19 protein-coding genes are annotated in these 18,374 nt (G+C 57.6%); 7 read left to right on the forward strand and 12 right to left on the reverse strand.

The window, feature by feature from the left end; genetic code table 11:
• Positions 1-53 precede the first annotated feature (53 nt).
• The 3 genes from mazG (at position 54) to ACR0J4_RS02095 (ending at position 2,347) form a co-directional block, all read left to right on the forward strand.
• Positions 54-899 carry a nucleoside triphosphate pyrophosphohydrolase gene (gene mazG / locus ACR0J4_RS02085; protein ID WP_170641918.1) on the forward strand — a complete coding sequence of 282 codons (846 nt, stop codon included), beginning with the start codon at positions 54-56 and terminating at the stop codon, positions 897-899.
• A 63-nt stretch (positions 900-962) separates the two neighbouring features.
• Entirely contained in the window at positions 963-1,901 is a 939-nt protein-coding gene (locus tag ACR0J4_RS02090; RefSeq protein WP_170641920.1) for a nucleoside hydrolase, read from the forward strand.
• Positions 1,898-2,347, forward strand: a complete 450-nt coding sequence (locus tag ACR0J4_RS02095; RefSeq protein WP_170548240.1) for a GNAT family N-acetyltransferase — start codon at positions 1,898-1,900, stop codon at positions 2,345-2,347. The genes ACR0J4_RS02090 and ACR0J4_RS02095 overlap by 4 nt, the downstream gene beginning before the upstream one ends.
• On the opposite strand, the gene ACR0J4_RS02100 is transcribed toward ACR0J4_RS02095, so the two are convergent.
• The 5 genes from ACR0J4_RS02100 to ACR0J4_RS02120 all read right to left on the reverse strand — a co-directional run bounded on the left by ACR0J4_RS02100 (position 2,344) and on the right by ACR0J4_RS02120 (position 6,375).
• Positions 2,344-2,514, reverse strand: a complete 171-nt coding sequence (locus ACR0J4_RS02100) for a hypothetical protein (protein ID WP_170373925.1) — start codon at positions 2,512-2,514, stop codon at positions 2,344-2,346. The two genes, ACR0J4_RS02095 and ACR0J4_RS02100, sit on opposite strands and share 4 nt — an antisense overlap.
• Before the next feature lie 220 nt (positions 2,515-2,734).
• Positions 2,735-4,012, reverse strand: a complete 1,278-nt coding sequence (eno, locus tag ACR0J4_RS02105) for a phosphopyruvate hydratase (protein WP_170548237.1) — start codon at positions 4,010-4,012, stop codon at positions 2,735-2,737.
• 136 nt (positions 4,013-4,148) lie between these two features.
• Positions 4,149-5,033: a DMT family transporter gene (locus tag ACR0J4_RS02110; RefSeq protein ID WP_170641922.1), complete on the reverse strand. Its 885-nt coding sequence runs from the start codon at positions 5,031-5,033 to the stop codon at positions 4,149-4,151.
• A gap of 140 nt (positions 5,034-5,173) precedes the next feature.
• On the reverse strand, positions 5,174-5,587 hold the full coding sequence (locus tag ACR0J4_RS02115; protein WP_170373928.1) for a Fur family transcriptional regulator: 414 nt from the start codon (positions 5,585-5,587) through the stop codon (positions 5,174-5,176).
• Positions 5,588-5,670: 83 nt separating this feature from the next.
• Positions 5,671-6,375 carry an endonuclease/exonuclease/phosphatase family protein gene (locus tag ACR0J4_RS02120; protein ID WP_170548232.1) on the reverse strand — a complete coding sequence of 235 codons (705 nt, stop codon included), beginning with the start codon at positions 6,373-6,375 and terminating at the stop codon, positions 5,671-5,673.
• A 157-nt stretch (positions 6,376-6,532) separates the two neighbouring features.
• Here ACR0J4_RS02120 and ACR0J4_RS02125 point away from each other — a divergent pair, with 157 nt between their 5' ends.
• Positions 6,533-7,450: an adenylate/guanylate cyclase domain-containing protein gene (locus tag ACR0J4_RS02125; RefSeq protein WP_170548229.1), complete on the forward strand. Its 918-nt coding sequence runs from the start codon at positions 6,533-6,535 to the stop codon at positions 7,448-7,450.
• Here ACR0J4_RS02125 and ACR0J4_RS02130 read toward each other — a convergent pair.
• Positions 7,426-8,844 carry a protein adenylyltransferase SelO gene (locus ACR0J4_RS02130; protein ID WP_170641924.1) on the reverse strand — a complete coding sequence of 473 codons (1,419 nt, stop codon included), beginning with the start codon at positions 8,842-8,844 and terminating at the stop codon, positions 7,426-7,428. The genes ACR0J4_RS02125 and ACR0J4_RS02130 overlap by 25 nt on opposite strands.
• Before the next feature lie 88 nt (positions 8,845-8,932).
• Here ACR0J4_RS02130 and ACR0J4_RS02135 point away from each other — a divergent pair, with 88 nt between their 5' ends.
• The 3 genes from ACR0J4_RS02135 (at position 8,933) to ACR0J4_RS02145 (ending at position 10,140) form a co-directional block, all read left to right on the forward strand.
• On the forward strand, positions 8,933-9,355 hold the full coding sequence (locus ACR0J4_RS02135) for a cupin domain-containing protein (protein ID WP_170641926.1): 423 nt from the start codon (positions 8,933-8,935) through the stop codon (positions 9,353-9,355).
• 116 nt (positions 9,356-9,471) lie between these two features.
• Positions 9,472-9,744, forward strand: a complete 273-nt coding sequence (locus tag ACR0J4_RS02140) for a hypothetical protein (RefSeq protein WP_170548221.1) — start codon at positions 9,472-9,474, stop codon at positions 9,742-9,744.
• A gap of 42 nt (positions 9,745-9,786) precedes the next feature.
• Entirely contained in the window at positions 9,787-10,140 is a 354-nt protein-coding gene (locus ACR0J4_RS02145; protein WP_170664979.1) for a hypothetical protein, read from the forward strand.
• Between the two features lie 59 nt (positions 10,141-10,199).
• On the opposite strand, the gene ACR0J4_RS02150 is transcribed toward ACR0J4_RS02145, so the two are convergent.
• The 6 genes from ACR0J4_RS02150 to ACR0J4_RS02175 form a co-directional block, all read right to left on the reverse strand.
• Positions 10,200-11,741, reverse strand: a complete 1,542-nt coding sequence (locus ACR0J4_RS02150) for a phospholipase D family protein (RefSeq protein ID WP_170641930.1) — start codon at positions 11,739-11,741, stop codon at positions 10,200-10,202.
• 765 nt (positions 11,742-12,506) lie between these two features.
• On the reverse strand, positions 12,507-13,448 hold the full coding sequence (locus ACR0J4_RS02155) for an ABC transporter permease (protein WP_170548212.1): 942 nt from the start codon (positions 13,446-13,448) through the stop codon (positions 12,507-12,509).
• Positions 13,445-14,488, reverse strand: a complete 1,044-nt coding sequence (locus ACR0J4_RS02160; protein ID WP_170548209.1) for an ABC transporter permease — start codon at positions 14,486-14,488, stop codon at positions 13,445-13,447. Before ACR0J4_RS02160 ends, ACR0J4_RS02155 begins: the two co-directional genes overlap by 4 nt.
• Positions 14,478-15,998, reverse strand: coding sequence for an ABC transporter ATP-binding protein (locus tag ACR0J4_RS02165; protein ID WP_170641932.1), 1,521 nt, complete (start codon positions 15,996-15,998; stop codon positions 14,478-14,480). The genes ACR0J4_RS02160 and ACR0J4_RS02165 overlap by 11 nt, the downstream gene beginning before the upstream one ends.
• Positions 15,995-17,389: an amidase gene (locus ACR0J4_RS02170; protein ID WP_170747411.1), complete on the reverse strand. Its 1,395-nt coding sequence runs from the start codon at positions 17,387-17,389 to the stop codon at positions 15,995-15,997. The genes ACR0J4_RS02165 and ACR0J4_RS02170 overlap by 4 nt, the downstream gene beginning before the upstream one ends.
• Entirely contained in the window at positions 17,370-18,353 is a 984-nt protein-coding gene (locus ACR0J4_RS02175) for a BMP family protein (protein WP_170641936.1), read from the reverse strand. Before ACR0J4_RS02175 ends, ACR0J4_RS02170 begins: the two co-directional genes overlap by 20 nt.
• Positions 18,354-18,374 lie beyond the last annotated feature (21 nt).

Raw genomic sequence — 18,374 nt, forward strand, 5'->3', positions numbered from 1 at the left:
CTGATCGGGACTGCGGAATGGATGCATCTGACACCGGAACGAAAGGGTTCGCAATGGCTGAAAATCCTCTGATCCATGACAGCGATGCGGGTATCGAGCGCCTGCTGGAAATCATGCGCCGCTTGCGCGACCCGCAAAGCGGTTGTCCGTGGGACATCGAACAGGATTTCGCCACCATCGCCCCCTACACGATCGAGGAAGCCTATGAGGTCGCCGACGCCATCGAACGGCAGGCCTATGATGAGCTAAAGGGAGAACTTGGCGACCTTCTCTTCCAATCCGTATTCCACGCGCAAATGGCTGAGGAAGCGGGGCATTTCACCTTTCAGGACGTGGTCCGCACCATGTCTGACAAGATGGTCAGCCGGCACCCGCATGTGTTCGGCGACGAATCCCGTGACAAGTCCGCCGATCAACAGACCGTTGATTGGGAAACCATCAAAGCCGCTGAACGCGCAGGCAAGGAACAGAAAGGCGCGCTGGATGGTGTGGCCGCCAACCTGCCTGCCCTGCTGCGCGCGCACAAGCTGCAAAAGCGGGCTGCGCGTGTGGGATTCGACTGGCCCGATGCCAGCCATGTCCTCGCCAAGATCACCGAAGAAGCTGCCGAGTTGGAAGAAGCGCGCAACGCCAAGGACGCCGACGCGCTCGAAGATGAATTCGGCGATCTGCTGTTCGTGATGGTCAATCTCGGGCGGCATCTGGGGATCGAACCCGAGGCCGCCCTGCGCCGCACCAACGCCAAGTTTACCCGCCGATTTGAGCAGGTTGAGGCTCGCCTGGCCGCGCGCGGCAAAACCCCCTCACAAAGCGATCTGGCCGAGATGGATGCGCTGTGGGATGAGGTGAAGACCGAGGAACATCGCGCCAATGGCAAACTCCCGCCAGTTGGAGCCTGAATCAGGTGGACAAGTCACGTGACACTTGCGACTGTCCGACCTTCACGCCCCCCGGAGACTCCAATGCCCCGCAAGATCATCATCGACACCGACCCCGGTCAGGACGACGCCGTCGCCATTCTTTTAGCGCTCGCCAGCCCCGAAGAGATCGAGGTTCTGGGTATCACTGCCGTCGCCGGGAATGTGCCGCTTGAACTGACCGCCAAGAACGCGCGTATTGTCTGTGAGTTGGCGGGCCATACCGAGGTGCCGGTCTATGCCGGATGCGACCGGCCGCTTAAACGCCCTCTTATCACGGCTGAACATGTGCACGGCAAAACCGGGCTGGACGGTCCCGTTCTGCCGGATCCACAGATGCCTTTGACCGAGGGCCACGCGGTTGATTTCATCATCGAAACCCTGCGCACGCAGGAACCCGGGACAGTCACGCTCTGCCCGCTGGGGCCGCTGACGAACATCGCGACCGCCTTCCAGAAGGCCCCGGATATCGTCGACCGGGTGCAGGAAATCGTGCTGATGGGCGGTGCTTATTTCGAGGTCGGCAACATCACGCCAGCCGCAGAGTTTAACATCTATGTCGATCCTGAAGCTGCTGATATCGTGTTTAAATCTGGAGTTCATATTGTCGTCATGCCTCTTGATGTGACCCATGACGCTTTGGTTACACCGCATCGCAATGACGCATTCAGATCGCTGGATAGTAAGGTCGGTCATGCAGTTGCCGAAATGACCGATTTCTTCGAACGTTTTGATAAGGAAAAGTATGGCTCGGAAGGCGCACCATTGCACGATCCCTGCGTTACCGCCTATTTGATTCAGCCAGAACTGTTCTCGGGTCGCCACATTAATGTTGAGATCGAAACCAAGTCAGAATTGACGCTGGGAATGACAGTCGCTGACTGGTGGCGTGTAACAGACCGAAAACCGAATGCTATGTTCATGGGCGACGTGGACGCCCAAGGTTTCTTCACCCTTCTCACGGAAAGGCTGGCCCGCCTATGACCGCCGCTTTAAGACTGGCTCGCCCCGAAGATCTGGACCGCCTGATGGGGCTTGTCTCTGCGTTCCATGCCGAACAGGGGATCGCACAGGACGCCGATCAACGGCGCGAGGCGCTGATGCCTCTGCTTGAGGGCATCCCCCATGGCTGCATCTACCTGATTGGCCCGGGTCGCGCGCCTTTGGGCTATATCATCCTGACCTTCGGCTGGTCGGTTGAATTCGGCGGCATGGATGGGTTCGTGGACGAAATCTACATCCGCCCCGCCGTTCGTGGACGGGGCATCGCGACCGAGGTTCTGCTGGAACTGCCCAAGGCCCTGGCCGAGGCAGGGCTGACCGCCCTGCACCTTGAAGTCGACCGCACGCATGAGGCGACGCAGAAACTATATCTGCGCACGGGCTTCAAACCACGCGAGCGCTATATGCTGATGAGCAAAACGCTCTAGCGCGACTCGCCCCGGAAAACCACACTCGGGTTATAGTACATCTCCTGCACCGGATCGTCGGAGGAGACCTTTTGCCCTGTGATCGGATAGGTCCCGGGCCCTGCACAGGCCGCCAGAAATACAGTGCTGAGAACTGTCGCTACGAGAAGGAATTTCGAACCAGTCATGGTGTGCTCCTTTCTGTAATGGCGACAGTATAGAACACGAAACCGTGAGCGCTGTGTGATTAAGTTCACACATAACATCTGTTAACCCGCTAAACGCCTGCAAATAAGGCGAATTCTCCTAGCCAGAGGAATAAACAGTCGCAGCCGTCCTTTTGCTATCAAAAAGGCCCTCTTTCCGGGGAAAGAGGGTCTCTAACAGAGTTCTGCACCGGGTTTCAGATCACCGTTTCAGGATCGACGCTCCGGCATATTCCGCAACTTCACCCAGCGATTCTTCGATACGGATCAGCTGGTTATACTTGGCCAACCGGTCCGAGCGCGCCAGCGAGCCGGTCTTGATCTGACCGCAATTGGTCGCCACGGCCAGATCGGCAATGGTGGAGTCCTCGGTCTCGCCTGAGCGATGCGACATCACGTTGGTATAACGCGCGCGGTGGGCCATATCGACGGCGCGTAGTGTCTCGGTCAGCGATCCGATTTGGTTCACCTTGACCAACATCGAGTTGGCGCAGCCACGCTCGATCCCTTCGGCCAGACGTTCCGGGTTGGTCACGAAAAGGTCGTCGCCAACCAGTTGCACCTTATCACCGATGGCATCAGTCAGAGCTTTCCAACCATCCCAGTCGTCTTCGGACATCCCGTCTTCGATCGATATGATCGGATAGTCTTTGACCAGGGTCGCCAGATACTCGGCGTTTTCCTCTGAGGTCAGCGAGATATTCTCACCCGCCAGCACATATTTGCCGTCCTTGAAGTATTCGGTCGCGGCGCAATCCAGGGCGAGGTGAATTTCCTCGCCCGGCTTGTAGCCCGCTTTTTCGACCGCCTGCAGGATGAAATCCAATGCCTCACGGGTCGATGCGATGTTGGGGGCAAAGCCGCCTTCGTCGCCCACTCCGGTGGCCAGACCGGCAGCCGACAGCTCACGCTTGAGTGTGTGGAACACCTCGGAGCCCATGCGAACCGCCTCGCGAATATTCGCGGCCGAGGTCGGCATGATCATGAATTCCTGAATGTCGATCGGGTTGTCGGCGTGCTCGCCCCCGTTGATGATGTTCATCATCGGAACCGGCAGGACGCGGGCCGAGGTACCACCGACATAGCGATACAAGGGTTGCGTGGTGAAATCCGCCGCCGCCTTGGCCGTCGCCAGCGAAACACCCAGAATGGCGTTTGCGCCCAGACGACCCTTGTTCTCGGTGCCGTCCAGTTCGATCATAGCCTGGTCTATGGCGACCTGTTCAGTCGCGTCAAAGCCTACCAGCTCTTCGGCGATCTCACCGTTGACGGCGGCAACGGCCTCGAGCACGCCTTTGCCCATGTAACGCGCCTTGTCACCGTCGCGTTTTTCAACCGCCTCATAGGCGCCGGTGGAGGCACCCGAGGGCACAGCCGCGCGGCCCATTGTGCCGTCTTCCAGAATCACGTCGACCTCGACCGTCGGGTTGCCCCGGCTGTCCAGGATTTCGCGTGCGTGAATGTCGATGATGGTACTCATGAGGGCGGTCCCTGTGGCTGCATTCCGTTGCACGCGTCATAGCAGCACGGAACTAAAAGTAAACCATTTCCGTTATCGCTAACACGTATATTCCCGGCCCTTTAGGGCTAACAGCGCCATGTTTGCGCCAACAGGGTTACGCGGCGGCCAAGGCCATTGCTCGCGCCAATTTGCGTTCGCGTAGAAAGGTATACAGGCCCGAGCCGATGATCAGGGACGCCCCGGCCAGTGTCATCAGGTCCGGACGTTCGCCAAAGACCAAGACACCCGCAAGGATCGAAAACAGAAGCCGCGTGTAGCGAAACGGCGTAACGGCTGAGGCTTCGCCGACGCGCATCGCGATCACGATCGCATAGTAGCCCAGAACTCCGAACAAGGCCGCTCCGGCAAAAGGCCAGACCTCAGCGCTTTGCATTGCTTCCAGTGGATGGCCGCTCATGATCATCAAGGTCGCGCCGCCCACAGCCAAGGCCAGATAGGCCTGTAAGGACACCACCGCAGATGAGACCTTGCTGTCCAGCCGCCGAGTAATCAGATCACGCGCCGCCACGCCAATAACTGCAGCCACTACGTAGAGGGATTCCGGGCGGAAACCTTCAAGCCCGGGACGGATGATCATTAGTACCCCGACAAAGCCAACGCCAATCGCGCTCCAGCGTCGCCAACCGACCTGTTCACCCAGAAACAACGCTGCCCCCATGGTGACCGCTAGAGGCATCGCCTGGAACACGGCCGCGACGGTCGAAAGGTCTACAAGGGACAGCGCCGTCACAAAGGCTACCGCAGCGATGGCCTCGGACATAGCGCGGATCATCGGCAAAAGCTGCCACGCTTCGGGCACAAATATCCGTTTGCGGGTCGCGATGGCCATGACCAGAAATACGACAGAACAGACCAGCCCCAGCATGACCAGAATCTGGCCCGGCATTATTGATGACGTCAGCTGCTTGATGAACACATCCTCAAGCGTGAAAGCCGCCATAGACGCAATGACCAGCAAAATGCCGTTGACGTTGTTCATGGGTCTGTCCGTAAAGAAATGGGCGGCACCAATTGCCGCCTTCTCACTTCAGCAAAACCGTATGCATTGCGTTAAATCAAGACCTATCACATCGCGAGCGATGAATTGTCTTGTTGCCACCCATCGCGTTTGGTGATGGATCACTCAGGCTTGATGGGAACGCCATACAGCTCCAGCCGGTGGCCCTTGAGGCGATAGCCCAACTTTTCCGCGATCTTTTCTTGCAGAGCTTCGATCTCGGGGTCGACGAATTCGATCACTTCCCCCGATTGCATGTCGATCAGGTGATCATGGTGATCTCTCTCGGCATCTTCATAACGGGCGCGGCCATCGCCGAATTCCAGACGCTCCAAAATCCCGGCCTCTTCGAACAGTTTCACCGTGCGGTAGACCGTTGCGATCGAGATGCCCGAATCCAAAGCCGAGGCACGGGCATAGAGTTCTTCGACATCCGGGTGGTCCGCGCTCTCCTCGAGAACCTGCGCAATGGTGCGCCGCTGGCCGGTCATGCGAAGGCCTTTGGCCTCACAGCGCGAAATGATCGTATCCGGCATGATGCCCCTCAGAAACTACTCGGGTGTCTGTCTTAGTATGTCCGTACGCGCCGCGCCACAAGAATTCGACATGTCTGCGCAGATCATCCTTCAAGGTGCAGATCGGCCCAGATCGGCAGATGGTCCGAGGCGATATGGGCCGGGCGATCCTCGTGCACGCCATGCGCATGCACCTCGACCCCCTGCCCAAGGGCAATCCGGTCCAATGCTCCCAAGGGCTGGGCGGCGGGAAAGCTCGGGATCGGAGGCAGAAACCGCATCTCGGGCACGAGGTTATCGAGCACAGGTGAGCGCGACCATTCGTTGAAATCTCCGGCCCAGACGGTCGGCATATCCTCCAGATCCGCGCCGAATTGGCGTATATGGGTGATCTGCCGTCGACGCGAGGCGGACAGCAGACCCAGATGCATGCCCATCACCCTGAGCGGCCCAATGGGAGTATCGAACTCAACCCGCACCGCGCCGCGCGGCTCAAACCCGGGCAATTCGTGATGGCCGGTTTGACGGACCGAGATCGCATCGCCGCGCCAGATCACCGCATTTCCATGCCATCCCAAACTGCCCGCTCCACCCAGATCGACGATCTGCCATCCGGCCTCATCCAACATGAACTGAGGGAGCGCGGCAGGCCGTGGCGGCAAGCGTTTGTCAGCCTCCTGCAACACCACGATATCGGCCCGCATTCCCTCGAGAACCTGAAGGATGCGCTGTGGCTGACGCCGGAGATCAAGGCCGACACATTTCTGGATATTGTAGCTGGCAAGCCGCAGAACCGAGGGTATTTTCATATCGCTTTTCAGGGTCAACGGCACCGATTTGGAACCTTTGGAATGGGCGCGGTGTTGCAATTCTCAGCGCGTTCCCTCAAAGGTTTATGAGCATTACATTAAATAAGTTTACACGAAATCAAGCGGGGTTAAACTGCCGCAAAAAGGAAACTCGCCCTTGGACGTTGAATCCACATTCGCCACGATGATCATTGCCGATATCGTGGGCAGTACGCCGCTCTACAAGGCGGTGGGCGATGACGAAGCCCAGCGCCTGATCCAACTTGAGATTGACCGGTTGCGTTCCGTCCTGCAGGAGTTCGGCGGCATTCCGGTCGGGCAAAAGGGCGACGATGTTCTCAGCTATTTCGAGAACCCCAGCTCGGCCTACAATGCAGCCCTGAAACTGATTGAGCCTTCGACACATACGCCGCTGTCGGTTCATGTCGGCGTGCATTGCGGCCCCATCGTGATAGGCAAGCGCGGCATCTATGGCGAGGCCGTCAACGTGACAGCGCGCTTTGCCACAGCCGCTAATCCGGGCGAGGCCTGTTTCAGCCAGGGGATCGCCGTCTTGCTGCCCGCTGATCTTCGGCGCACGCTGACACCTCTGGGCCAGCTCAGCCTGAAAGGTCTGACCGAGCCGCAAACGGCCTATTCCCTGATCCACCCCGAATCCGACTCTATCTCGCAGACGCGCCTCCCGCAGAGTTTTGGCCGCACCGAGGAGAACTGGCAGCCCCGCGAAGGTCTGACCCTGATCCTGCGCCATGAGGACCGCGTCTGGCGCTGTCTCGGCAACGGAGAGTTCAAGATTGGCCGCGCGCCCGATTGCGATGTGGTCCTGCCTCAGCCCTGGATCTCGCGCCTGCATGCGGTCCTTGCCATGAAAGCAGGCAAGCTGATCCTGACGGACCGCAGCACATCGGGCACTTACGTCAAATCCGAATCCGGGCGCGAAATCCAACTGAAACGGGAATCGGTCATGCTGGCCGATAGCGGCCTGATCTCTCCAACTCTGCCCATCGACATGTCCGAAACCTGCCTGCAATTCGAGCTGCTGGGACGCAATCAGGTTCCGCAGAACGTGGCGTGAACCACCTCATTTGCACTGGGGGGCCGTGTCAGATCAGCATTCTCAGGCTGATCCTCGAAAGGGCGTGACAACACATCGTTCAAACGATGGAACGGGGCATAGTCCCCCTTCACCGCAGCTTCGATCATCTGCTCAACACGGTGGTTGCGCGGGATGACGGCCGGGTTTGTCGCTGACATCACCCCGTGCGGGTCCGCCTCGCGCGACATGCGGGCCTGCCAACCCTCAGCCCAACTTTCAAAGGCCTCAGGGTTCGTGAACTGATCCCGCGCAGTCTCATCGCCCAGCGCCCGAAACGTGTTGGTGAAATCCGCCTGCTCTTCCGCCATGCGCTTCAACAGGTCGGTGATCAGCTCAAGATCCCCGTCCTCCGCGCGCGTCAAACCCAGTTTGGCACGGAAGCGGCTCAACCACTCCTGCTGGAGCAAATCGGGCATGGCGTGTACGATCTCGGTCGCCTCTTCGACACCGTTCTGAGGGTCATCGTATTGCTGGATCAAGGCCGTTGCCAGTTGCGCGAGGTTCCACACCGCGATTTCGGGCTGGTTGGAATAGGCATAACGCCCCATCTGGTCGATCGAGCTGTAGACCGTATTCGGATGATAGCTGTCCATGAAGGCGCAAGGACCATAATCAATGGTCTCCCCCGCGATCGAGGAATTGTCCGTATTCATCACCCCGTGAATGAACCCAACGCTCATCCACGCCGCGATCAGCTTCGCCTGCGCATCGCGAACGGCCCGCAATAGCCCCATAGGCCCCTCGACCTCTGGGTAGTGGCGCTGAATGGCATAGCCAGTCAGTTGCTTCAGGCTCTCGACCTGCCTGCGCCCGGCAAAGACCTGAAACGTGCCTACGCGCAAATGGCTCTGCGCCACACGGGTCAGAACCGCCCCGGGCATCGGCCCTTCGCGGTAAACGGCTTCCCCCGTTTCAACGGCCGCCAGAGCCCGTGTGGTCGGAATGCCCAGCGCATGCATCGCTTCTGAGACCACATATTCCCGCAAAACCGGCCCCAGCCATGCCCGCCCATCGCCTTGCCGCGAATAAGGTGTCCGGCCCGAACCTTTTAGCTGAATGTCTCGGCGTATTCCGTCTTCGCCCACAGTCTCACCCAGCAAAACCGCACGGCCGTCGCCAAGCTGAGGATTATACGTCCCGAACTGATGACCCGAATACAGCTGCGCCAAAGGCTCTGCTCCGTCGGGTACCGTATTCCCTGCAAAAGCCTGCGCCATCTCCGTGACATCTCCGGGTGAGATGCGCAAAATCCGCGCTAGCCCCTCGTTGAACGCAATCAACTGAGGCTCTTTTACAGGGACCGGAGACTGCCGCGTGTAGAAGGAATCTGGCAAACGGGCGTAGGAGTTATCAAAGGGGATCGTAAGGGTCATGGCGCAAACATATGACCTTAGACGATGATTGCCATAGCGGATCGTGCGAACCCATGCATAATCGCGCAAAAACCCAAAAAGGCCAAACATGACCGCGCAAGAGATCATCGACCACCTGAACCTGCAAAAACACCCCGAAGGCGGCTGGTACCGCGAGACTTGGCGCGCGCAAAACAATGGCCGCGCCGCGGGCACCTGCATCTATTTCCTGCTAGAGGCCGAGGCAACCAGCCACTGGCACCGCGTCGATGCCACCGAGATCTGGCTTTACCACGCAGGCGCCCCTTTGATCTTGTCGATCAGCGAAACCGACCAAGGCCCCGCCACCGACCACCTTCTCAGCCCAGACCTGTCCAAAGGTGCGCCGCAACTGATTGTTCCTGAAAACCACTGGCAAGCGGCCCGAACGACCGGAGACTATACTCTAGTCAGTTGCACAGTCTCTCCCGGCTTCGAATTCGACGGCTTCGACCTCGCCGCCCCCGGTTTTGACATCCCTCGCAGCCGATAGCACAAGGGATCCAAACTTCATCTGGCTAAAAATATCCAGGGGGAGCCGCGCAAAGCGCGGCGGGGGCAGAGATCTTAGCCCGTTCGATAGTTGCACTTTCAGTTGTGGTCGAGAAGTTGTCACCCCTGATTGTTTTCTCTGGGGTATTGCCCAAGCGCGAACTTCAAAATCTGCCCAAAGCGGACGACGAAAAGATGGCCAATTGCTATCCGGTTTGTATTGCTTTTTCCAAGCAGCGGCTACTGAATTGCCGTGCGAAATGTTGCGGTAAGCCGTTTGTTCAAACCGTGATGAGGTTCGGCGGAGGAACCGTAGTGCAACTCGGCCAAGGCGGCGATGTCATTGAAAATGACAACGGAGCCGCCTTCTTCATTCGCGTAAACCAATAGTTTTTGGCAAACGGCATCATACACGGTCTGATCAGCAGCCGATTGATCGACATGGCAAAGATTGGTCTTCTCTACACGCCGAGCTGGGACAAAACAGCGTCAGACCGCATTGTATCTGAAAAGATGATCGGCACGATCCAAACCGCGGGGGTCGCTGAAAACTATATGAAGGGAACGCTTGGGCCGCACCTTTCCGAAGCATTCCGTGAACAGCCGATGGCAAACGCATACCAATGGGATGCCGTTTTTGCCGATGGCGATTTCTACAAAAGCGGGATGAATGGCCAAGGAATCTATGTCTCACCAGGAAAAGACGCCGTCGTGGTTTGGTACGCAACCGGAGGTGCCAATATCGACATGGAAGCTTACGCCAGAGCCATTGTGACTTCACTGTAGGTCAGATCACGCACTGGCGTCTCTGGCTGCGGGTCAACGGATTGTCGGTCGTTTGGTGACTAGAGCATCCATTCGACCGGCAGCCACCTGACAACGGCCATCAGGGCACGCTGTAAACCGGTGGTTTCCGGGTCTGCGGTATGGATAATGACTGTCCCATCCTGCTCTTCTTGCAGCCAGATCATCTCGCCGCTTTCGTTGAGTTCGACGCGGTAAGAAAACTCAGGCCTGTTCAATTGCTCCGCAAGCGACGCAGCAATCGTTGGGCTTTCGATCATAAGGCCCATTTCCGTATTCAGTCGCGCGGACCTGGGGTCGAGGTTGTAAGAGCCTATAAAGATCCGTTCTCCATCCGATCCAAAGACTTTTGCGTGTAGACCAGATGCCGATCCAGCCAGCATCTCTGGCAGGCTGCGCTCGCGATGCTCACGCCGCAAAGCTCGAAGCTCTAGCAACTCTACCCCGCTGTTCAGCAAGTCTTCCCTGTATCGCATATAGGCCGCGTGAACGGGCATCACATCCGTGGCATCCAGTGAGTTGGTCAAGACGCGGACCTTCACTCCGGACTTTGCCAACCCTTCCAGAACCTCCGCCCCTCGTTCCCCCGGAATGAAATACGCAGAGACCAAGTCCAATGAGGATTGAGAAGTTCTGGCGAACTCGATAAGTTGTTCAACAATCAGGTCTTCACTTTCGACTTCGCCCAAACCTTTTGACGGGTCGTCGACAAAAAGAGTGACTTCGCTCCACTCGAACTTCAGATCATGTGCTGCTATCCGGTCGGCCAGTTCGTTATCCTGAATTGCCCTTTGATAGCCTGCGCCAACCGCAGTCTGGCGCGCGGCGTCTGCCTTTGCTTTCAGACTTTTTTCCGACGGAGGATCCAAAAAGAGCCCAGCGTCGTAAGCGGAGGCACTATTCCAGTATGCGTCGAAGGATTGCGACACCTCATCCACAATCGGGCCGATAGCTATCGCGTCTACATCCAGGTAGTGCGTTCCGGCACCGTAGTCGAAATAGATGTCACCAATGTTACGTCCCCCAACTATCGTGGCGACCCCGTCCACAGTCATTGACTTGTTGTGCATCCGCCGGTTCAGGCGACCAAAGTCAAATGCATAGGACAGAAGTTTTGGGTTCCTCAAAGTGAACGGATTGAAGATGCGTACATTTGCATGTTGCAAGGCGTCCAGTTCGGCAAGCAAATCATCCAATCCGGAGATACCGTTATCGTCGACCAGCAATCTGACGCGCACGCCGCGCTGTGCTGCTGCCTTAAGTTCTTCAAGAAGCATCAGGCCGGTAACGTCATCTTGCCAGATGTAGTACTGAGCATCGATTGAGGATGTTGCTTCTCTCGCAAGGATCGCCCGGGCCGCAAAAGCTGCGCGTCCATTGCCCAAAGGCCTTACACCGTCAAGCCCGGGGTTACGCTCAAGTGCATTTCTAATAGTTGCGCCTAATGGTCCGTCCCAATCGGCATCTTGCTTAAACGTTGGCTGAGAAAAATTTTCTTCAGGAAGTGGAAAGGTCCACCTTAACCCGACTATGGCCACTGCCATCAGCGCCACCGAAATCAAACATATTCTGATCAGCCGCATTCAGGGTTCCGTAGTTGGCGCGCGGGATTAGCCTTACAGTTGAGATTGGCCTATCGACTGATAGTTTTTCAAGAGCCTAGGTTGGAGCAACAAATTCAGCACAGAAGTTTGTCCACTTTGGGCTCTAGGCTGACGTTCGCCACGGCAATAGCCAATCAGCTCTAGGAGCAGTCCGCGCCGTCCAAATATTCTAAACACATTTGCTTGATAGCGTGGTTACCGCCTAGGCACTCAGCTTTGTGCGGCCGCGCCAAGGTATTTGGCCACAATTGACAAGTGCAATATGGTGCCAACCAAATGTGCAATCGACGACTTGGCAGCACCCTTTGGCGCCTTCTATAGCTTTACTTTCAGTTTTACTCGAGAAGTTATCACTCCTGATTGTGATCTCTCGGGCATGGGCCAAGCGCGAACGTAAAAATCGGCCCAAGGCAGCCATTTGCGTCAGCTGCATAGAAGGTTTGGTTCGAACCCTAAAACGACCAATGCGATCAGCGCAGCGTTCATCGAAAAGGGCGGAAACCGGCCATTCGCCGCGTGCGCGAGCTTGTCAGGTCGGACAGTCGGAGGCAGGCATTCAAATGACCCTAAGACCGGTTTTCAATCTGCGCGACTGAATGATGCCGGAGAGTGAAAAAACAGGTATTCTGCAGAGAATTCTGGATTGTGATCTAGGTCTTGTACCTAGCACTTCGTTGTCTGGTCGAGTAGCTGGTTATTTGATGAGTCTATCGTTTCCTGGCCAAAACGTTCGAACATATGCCACTAACGTTCGCCGCGTCGGTAGGGTGCCATCAAAGCCGCGGGGACTTCGGCTCTGCGGGCAACAAGGACGAGCGCGACGATCGAAAGTACATACGGCGCCATAAGGAACAACTGATATGGCACACCTTCAACCGTTGTCTGCAATCGTAGTTGATAGGCATCGAAGAAAGCGAACAACATCGCGCCAATCAAAGCCTTACCGGGTCGCCAGCCAGCGAAGACTACCAATGCAATGCAGATCCAACCGCGCCCCTGCACCATGCCCGGGAAAAAGCTGTTGAACGCCGTTGTGGTCAGGAAGGCCCCGCCCACCGCCATCAAAGCCGACCCAACAACAACTGCGCCGATACGGATACGGATCGGGTTCAGCCCCTGCGCCTCAACCGCATGAGGGTTCTCTCCGGTCATACGAATAGCCAACCCCAAGGGCGTGCGGGCAAGAACATAGGCCATCACAGCCACCGCAGCGAGCGCCAGATAGGTTGGCAAAGCTTGATTAAAAAGGATCGGTCCCAAAACGGGAAGATCTGACAGGATCGGAATATCGAGCGGCTTAAAAGCCTCGATCGTAGGGGGCAAATCTCCCACCTCAACAAGCAACCTGTACAGGTAATAGGCTAAAGCGGATGCAAAAAGCGTTATGCCCAGCCCTGAGACGTGTTGCGAAAGCCCTAGTGGAACTGTCAGCATGGCATGAAGCAATCCCATCACCGCGCCGCAAAACGCTGCAAAAATGAGGCCTGCAAGCAATGGTGCTCCCATGTAGACGACAAGCCAACCGCCCATCGCCCCCATGGTCATGATCCCCTCGATTCCCAGATTGAGCACGCCCGAACGTTCGCAAAGCAGCGCACCAAGAACACCAAATATGAGCGGTGTCGCAATACGCAGCACGGAAGCCCAAAGACTGGTATTCAGCAGCAGGTCAATTGCATCAATCATCCGCGCACCCGGTAGGTAGTGAAAAGAAGGGCCACGATCATGGTGAGCAGGCACAGCGCCACAATTACATCGGCAATGAAGCTGGGAACACCCGTCGCACGGCTCATGGCGTCGGCCCCGACAAAAACTGTGGCGACGAAAACAGCGGCAGCGACCACTCCGGCCGGATGTAAAGCGGCGAGCATGGCGACGACAATGCCTGCATAGCCAAATCCGGGGCTCATAGTGGTGGTGACACCCGCAGTGACCCCCATGACTTCGACAGACCCGGCAAGCCCAGCCAGCGCGCCCGAAAGCAGGGCCACACCCATGATCGTTCGGGGCAGGGAAATTCCGGCAAAAGCAGCAGCGCTGGCATTTAAACCTGCGGCGCGTGTTTCAGCACCAAAAACAGTGCGCGCAAGGATCAGCCAAACAGCACCTGCTGCAACGATAGCAAAAAGCAATCCGATATGGAGACGTGTACGGGGGATCAGATCCGGAAGGCGGTATTCACCGTCTACGGGCACCGAAGAGGGCCACCCAAAGGCCAGCGGATCGCGCATAGGACCCTCAATCATGAGACCAACGAAAAGGATCACGATGAAATTGAGTAGCAGGGTTGTCACCACCTCATCTACGCCGAAACGCAAGCGTAGAAAGGCAGGCCCTGCCAACAGGGCCGCGCCTGCCGCCATGCCTGACAACATCAAGATCGGAATACCTATCCACCCTGGAATCCCGAGTGAATGACCGATCCAAGCGGTGATTAGCGCCCCAACAAAGAACTGTCCCTCGCCCCCGATGTTCCAAAGCCGCGCTCGGAAGGCGACAGCTGCGGCAAGCCCCGTAAAGATAAGCGGAGTGGCGCGGGTCAGCATCTCGGCGATGGAAAGGCGCGAGCCGAATGCGCCATTCACCATTTCGCCATAAGCCGATAGCGGATTTACATCAGCAGCAGCGATGAGACCTGCGGCCAAAAGCAATGCAGCAAAGATCGCGGCCAGTGGTGCAATGATCGCGAGGTGCAGCGGCACATGTGAGCGTCGTTCAAGCCGCATCATCATTTTCCTTCCAAACACCTGCCATCATCAGGCCAAGGCGTTGTGGGTCGGCTTCATCGGCCGATATCGGTTCTGACAAGCGACCCTTTACGATGGCCTGTATTCGGTCTGACAGGGCCACAGCTTCTTCCAATTCTTCTGAGATGAGCAGGATTGCGGCACCTTCCGCCCGTGCTGTCAAAAGCTCGGCATGAACCGAAGCAATTGCCCCTTCATCAAGACCACGCGTTGGCTGGTTTGCGAGCACAAAACGCGGGCCATTGGTCAGAACCCGGCCAAGGATCAGTTTTTGCATATTGCCGCCGGACAGCAGCCTTGTTCGCGTGTCGGGGCTGGCGCCGCGGATATCAAAGCGTTCGATCAGCGCCGCAGTGTAATCCCGGGCGGCGCGTTGTCGAACAAAGCCGCGGTGCGAAAATTCAGGTGTGCGCAAGCGCTCAAGCACCGCATTTTCCCACAAACTCAATTCGCCCACAACGCCTTCTGCATGCCGATCTTCAGGCACCCTGCCTGCCCCCGCGCGGATCATGCCGCGCGGACCCAGATGGCCGATATCTTCGTCCAAAAGTGTTAACTGACCCGCACTCGGGTGTGCCAATCCTGACAGCAGCGCTCCGAGGGAGGACTGACCATTGCCTGAAACGCCAACGATACCAAGGATTTCACCGGCATTGACGGCGAACGACACATCATCCAGCCGCAACTCACCGTCTTCCACTACGCTCACATCCTTTGCGATCAGGACTGGCGCTCCAATCTCATGGTCTAGACGTACGGGGCGTTCAACCTTGCGGCCAACCATCAGTTCCGCCAACTCTTCTGGTGTGGTTTCGGATGTATTGCGTTCCGCGACCATCCTGCCGCCACGAAGCACCGCCACGCGGTCAGAAGCTGCCATGACCTCGTGCAGCTTGTGGCTGATGAAAATAAGCGAGAGGCCTTCTTTCGTCATATCTCGCAGCGTCTCGAACAGGCGCATCGCCTCGGGCCGGGCCAGAACCGCAGTCGGTTCATCCAAGATCAGTATGCGCGCGTCGCGATAGAGCGCTTTGAGAATTTCGACGCGCTGGCGCTCACCCACGGACAGTGACCTGACCTTGGCTTCGGGGTTCACGGGCAGGCCGAACTGCTCTGAGATCTGCAACAGTTTCTTGCGCGCCTCGCCACGAGCAGAACGGCTACGCGTCAGCGGTTCGGAGCCAAGCATTACGTTTTCAAGAACCGTGAGGTTGCCCGCAAGCGTGAAGTGTTGGTGTACCATTCCCACGCCCACCTCGATCGCTGCGCGTGGTTGACCCGGGGGCAGCTCTTTGCCAAACACCCTGACCGAGCCTTTATCGGCTGCGTAATGGCCGAACAGGATATTCATCAGCGTCGTCTTACCAGCACCATTTTCGCCCAACAAAGCAAGTATTTCCCCTTTTTCTAGTGTGAGGGTCACATCATCATTGGCGGTGAGTGTTCCGAAATGCTTGGTTATGCCGTTTAGTTCCAGAACCTTGTTCATGTGGTCAGGCCTGCGATTGCGTGTGGAAAAGGGATTGCGGGCGCGCGGGCTTCGATAAGTGCGCCAAGTTTCAGCAGCGCTAAATCCGAGCCGGGGGGACCAATCAGTTGAACGCCGGTTGGAAGGCCATTTGCCATGCCAAAAGGCAGCGCCAAAGCTGACAAGCCCGCTACATTTGCAAGTGCTGCGTTCGGGGCAAAAGCCTCGAGCCGCGCCATGTGATCGTCTGGGGAGGAGCCGAACAGATCCAAAGCGCCAACAACGGGCGGCGCAGACGAGAGGATCGGCATCAGGACAGCATCGGCAGACTTAAAAAGCTTACGAGATCGATTTGTCAGACGTGCGAGTTGTCGCGAGGCAGCAAAAAGCGCCGTGGCGGACGTCGCACGGCCCTCGGCAGCCATGGCTGCGGCAAGTGGTGGAATCTCATCATCAGTGATCTTGAGCGCAGTCAGCCACTCGGCCAAGGAAATACCTAGTATGGTTCGGGCGATTGCGTGAGCCTCATCCCCCAATTGGTCAGGGGCACGAATATCGCGCACCTCACAACCCGCATCGCGTAGCGCGTCGGCAGCACTTTTCGCGGCCTTGCACTGGTCGACACCGCAACGCTCCGGCAATGCCAATGCGACACGGGGGCGTTCTGGCAGATATAACGGGGCCATGGGCTGGACTACCGCGTCAAAGGCTGTCTTCACATCGCGGACCGACCGCGCAAGGACCAACTCAGACGCTATGCCCATCAGGTGATTGGCAAAATCAGGGCCTCCGGGCACTGCGCCGCGAGAAGGCTTGAGTCCGGTCAAGCCACAGCACGCAGCCGGAACCCTGATGGACCCGGCTGCATCCGTGGCATGAGCAATTGCAACAATACCAGCCGCAACTGCGGCTGCGGCGCCGCCGGATGAACCACCGGGTGACAGTGCAGGGTTCCATGGATTACGGGTCACAGCCGCGCCATCGGGTTCGCATGTCAGTGAAAGGCCAAACGGCGGTGTTGCGGTCAAGCCAAAAGGGATCAGGCCGGTTCGGCGAAGACGGTGTAGCAGGTGGCTGTCGCTTTCGGGTCTACGACATCGCGCACGGATTGCCGCAGATCCTGCCGCCGCCGGCAACCCTTTTGCGGAACCACCTAGGTCTTTCACCAAAAAGGGAACCCCATGAAATGGCCCGCGCTGGTCTGGTGGCAATGCGTCTGCCACCTTTGCCCCATCGCGGGCCATTTCTTCGTCCAGATATACCACGGCCCCCAAACCCGCCCGTGCGTGGCAGGCGGCAAGGCTGGATTCAATCAGTTCGCAGGCAGAAATCTGCCCTGCCGTGATGGCAGCTGCAAGAGCCGTGGCATCGGTCACGTCGAGACCCTCTGGATCAGGAGGGCTCGCTTTCATCAATCGGAACGTCCCATTCACCGGATTGAATCGCGGCCTGTTTGGCCTCCATCCCCGGGATGGCGTCGGCGGGCACTTCATCGGCGACATAGATCAACTCATTGCCGCCATGCGCCATAAAGGAATATTCGGTGTAGTTACGACCTGTTGGATTACCGGCCTGAACATCCGCCACGATGGCCTGGATGGTCGGACCGTAATTCCAGATTGCATTGGCAAAGACCGTGCCCGGGTAGCGTGGAGTATAGTCGATGAGCGAACCGATGGCCTTTACACCTCGCGCTTGGGCCGCATCCGCAGTGCCAATGCGCTCACCAAACAGTATGTCCGCGCCCGCATCGATCTGGGCAATCGCAGCTTCCTGCGCGCGGGCCGGATCGAACCATGCACCGATAAAGCCGTTAACGAAGGTGGCGTCTGGGTTCACTTCGCTTACGCCCATGCGGAAAGCATTGATCAACAGGTTCACCTCGGGGATCGGATAACCACCGACCGAGCCATAGACATTGCTTTCGGACATTTGACCCGCGAGCATACCGGCCAGATAGGCTGCCTCGTGGTTGCGTGTGCCAAAGACACCGAAATTGTCACCTTCTGGCCCACCGGAAGACCCCATCAGAAACGCAGTGTCGGGGTAGTCACCCGCCACTTCGCGTGCTTCACGCTCCACAGCGTAAGATTCACCCCAGATGATTTGCGCACCTCCTTCGGCATATTCGCGCATCGCGCGGGGATAGTCGGTCGGAGCTACTCCTTCTGAAAACTCATACTCTATAAGGCCAGCGCCGGCGGCTTCCTGCATCGCCAGGTGAATGCGGCTGTTCCACGCATTTTCGACCGGAGACATGTGCACGCCGGCGACGCGGATCGCAGATTGCGCATTCACGCGACGGATATAAGCCGGCAGGGCCAGCGTGGCCGCAGCGCCGACCATCAGTTGCCGGCGGGTTGTGGTGAGTTTCATTGGTAGATCCTCTTCTGTTGG

This window comes from Ruegeria sp. B10, from assembly GCF_056539825.1.

What these genes read in the sequence shown, in the direction of transcription:
- mazG (WP_170641918.1), top strand. Translation starts at nt 54, where the DNA reads ATGGCTGAAAATCCTCTGATCCATGACAGCGATGCGGGTATCGAGCGC.
- ACR0J4_RS02090 (WP_170641920.1), top strand. Translation starts at nt 963, where the DNA reads ATGCCCCGCAAGATCATCATCGACACCGACCCCGGTCAGGACGACGCC.
- ACR0J4_RS02095 (WP_170548240.1), top strand. Translation starts at nt 1,898, where the DNA reads ATGACCGCCGCTTTAAGACTGGCTCGCCCCGAAGATCTGGACCGCCTG.
- ACR0J4_RS02100 (WP_170373925.1), bottom strand. Translation starts at nt 2,514, where the DNA reads ATGACTGGTTCGAAATTCCTTCTCGTAGCGACAGTTCTCAGCACTGTA.
- eno (WP_170548237.1), bottom strand. Translation starts at nt 4,012, where the DNA reads ATGAGTACCATCATCGACATTCACGCACGCGAAATCCTGGACAGCCGG.
- ACR0J4_RS02110 (WP_170641922.1), bottom strand. Translation starts at nt 5,033, where the DNA reads ATGAACAACGTCAACGGCATTTTGCTGGTCATTGCGTCTATGGCGGCT.
- ACR0J4_RS02115 (WP_170373928.1), bottom strand. Translation starts at nt 5,587, where the DNA reads ATGCCGGATACGATCATTTCGCGCTGTGAGGCCAAAGGCCTTCGCATG.
- ACR0J4_RS02120 (WP_170548232.1), bottom strand. Translation starts at nt 6,375, where the DNA reads ATGAAAATACCCTCGGTTCTGCGGCTTGCCAGCTACAATATCCAGAAA.
- ACR0J4_RS02130 (WP_170641924.1), bottom strand. Translation starts at nt 8,844, where the DNA reads ATGACCCTTACGATCCCCTTTGATAACTCCTACGCCCGTTTGCCAGAT.
- ACR0J4_RS02135 (WP_170641926.1), top strand. Translation starts at nt 8,933, where the DNA reads ATGACCGCGCAAGAGATCATCGACCACCTGAACCTGCAAAAACACCCC.
- ACR0J4_RS02150 (WP_170641930.1), bottom strand. Translation starts at nt 11,741, where the DNA reads ATGCGGCTGATCAGAATATGTTTGATTTCGGTGGCGCTGATGGCAGTG.
- ACR0J4_RS02155 (WP_170548212.1), bottom strand. Translation starts at nt 13,448, where the DNA reads ATGATTGATGCAATTGACCTGCTGCTGAATACCAGTCTTTGGGCTTCC.
- ACR0J4_RS02160 (WP_170548209.1), bottom strand. Translation starts at nt 14,488, where the DNA reads ATGCGGCTTGAACGACGCTCACATGTGCCGCTGCACCTCGCGATCATT.
- ACR0J4_RS02165 (WP_170641932.1), bottom strand. Translation starts at nt 15,998, where the DNA reads ATGAACAAGGTTCTGGAACTAAACGGCATAACCAAGCATTTCGGAACA.
- ACR0J4_RS02170 (WP_170747411.1), bottom strand. Translation starts at nt 17,389, where the DNA reads ATGAAAGCGAGCCCTCCTGATCCAGAGGGTCTCGACGTGACCGATGCC.
- ACR0J4_RS02175 (WP_170641936.1), bottom strand. Translation starts at nt 18,353, where the DNA reads ATGAAACTCACCACAACCCGCCGGCAACTGATGGTCGGCGCTGCGGCC.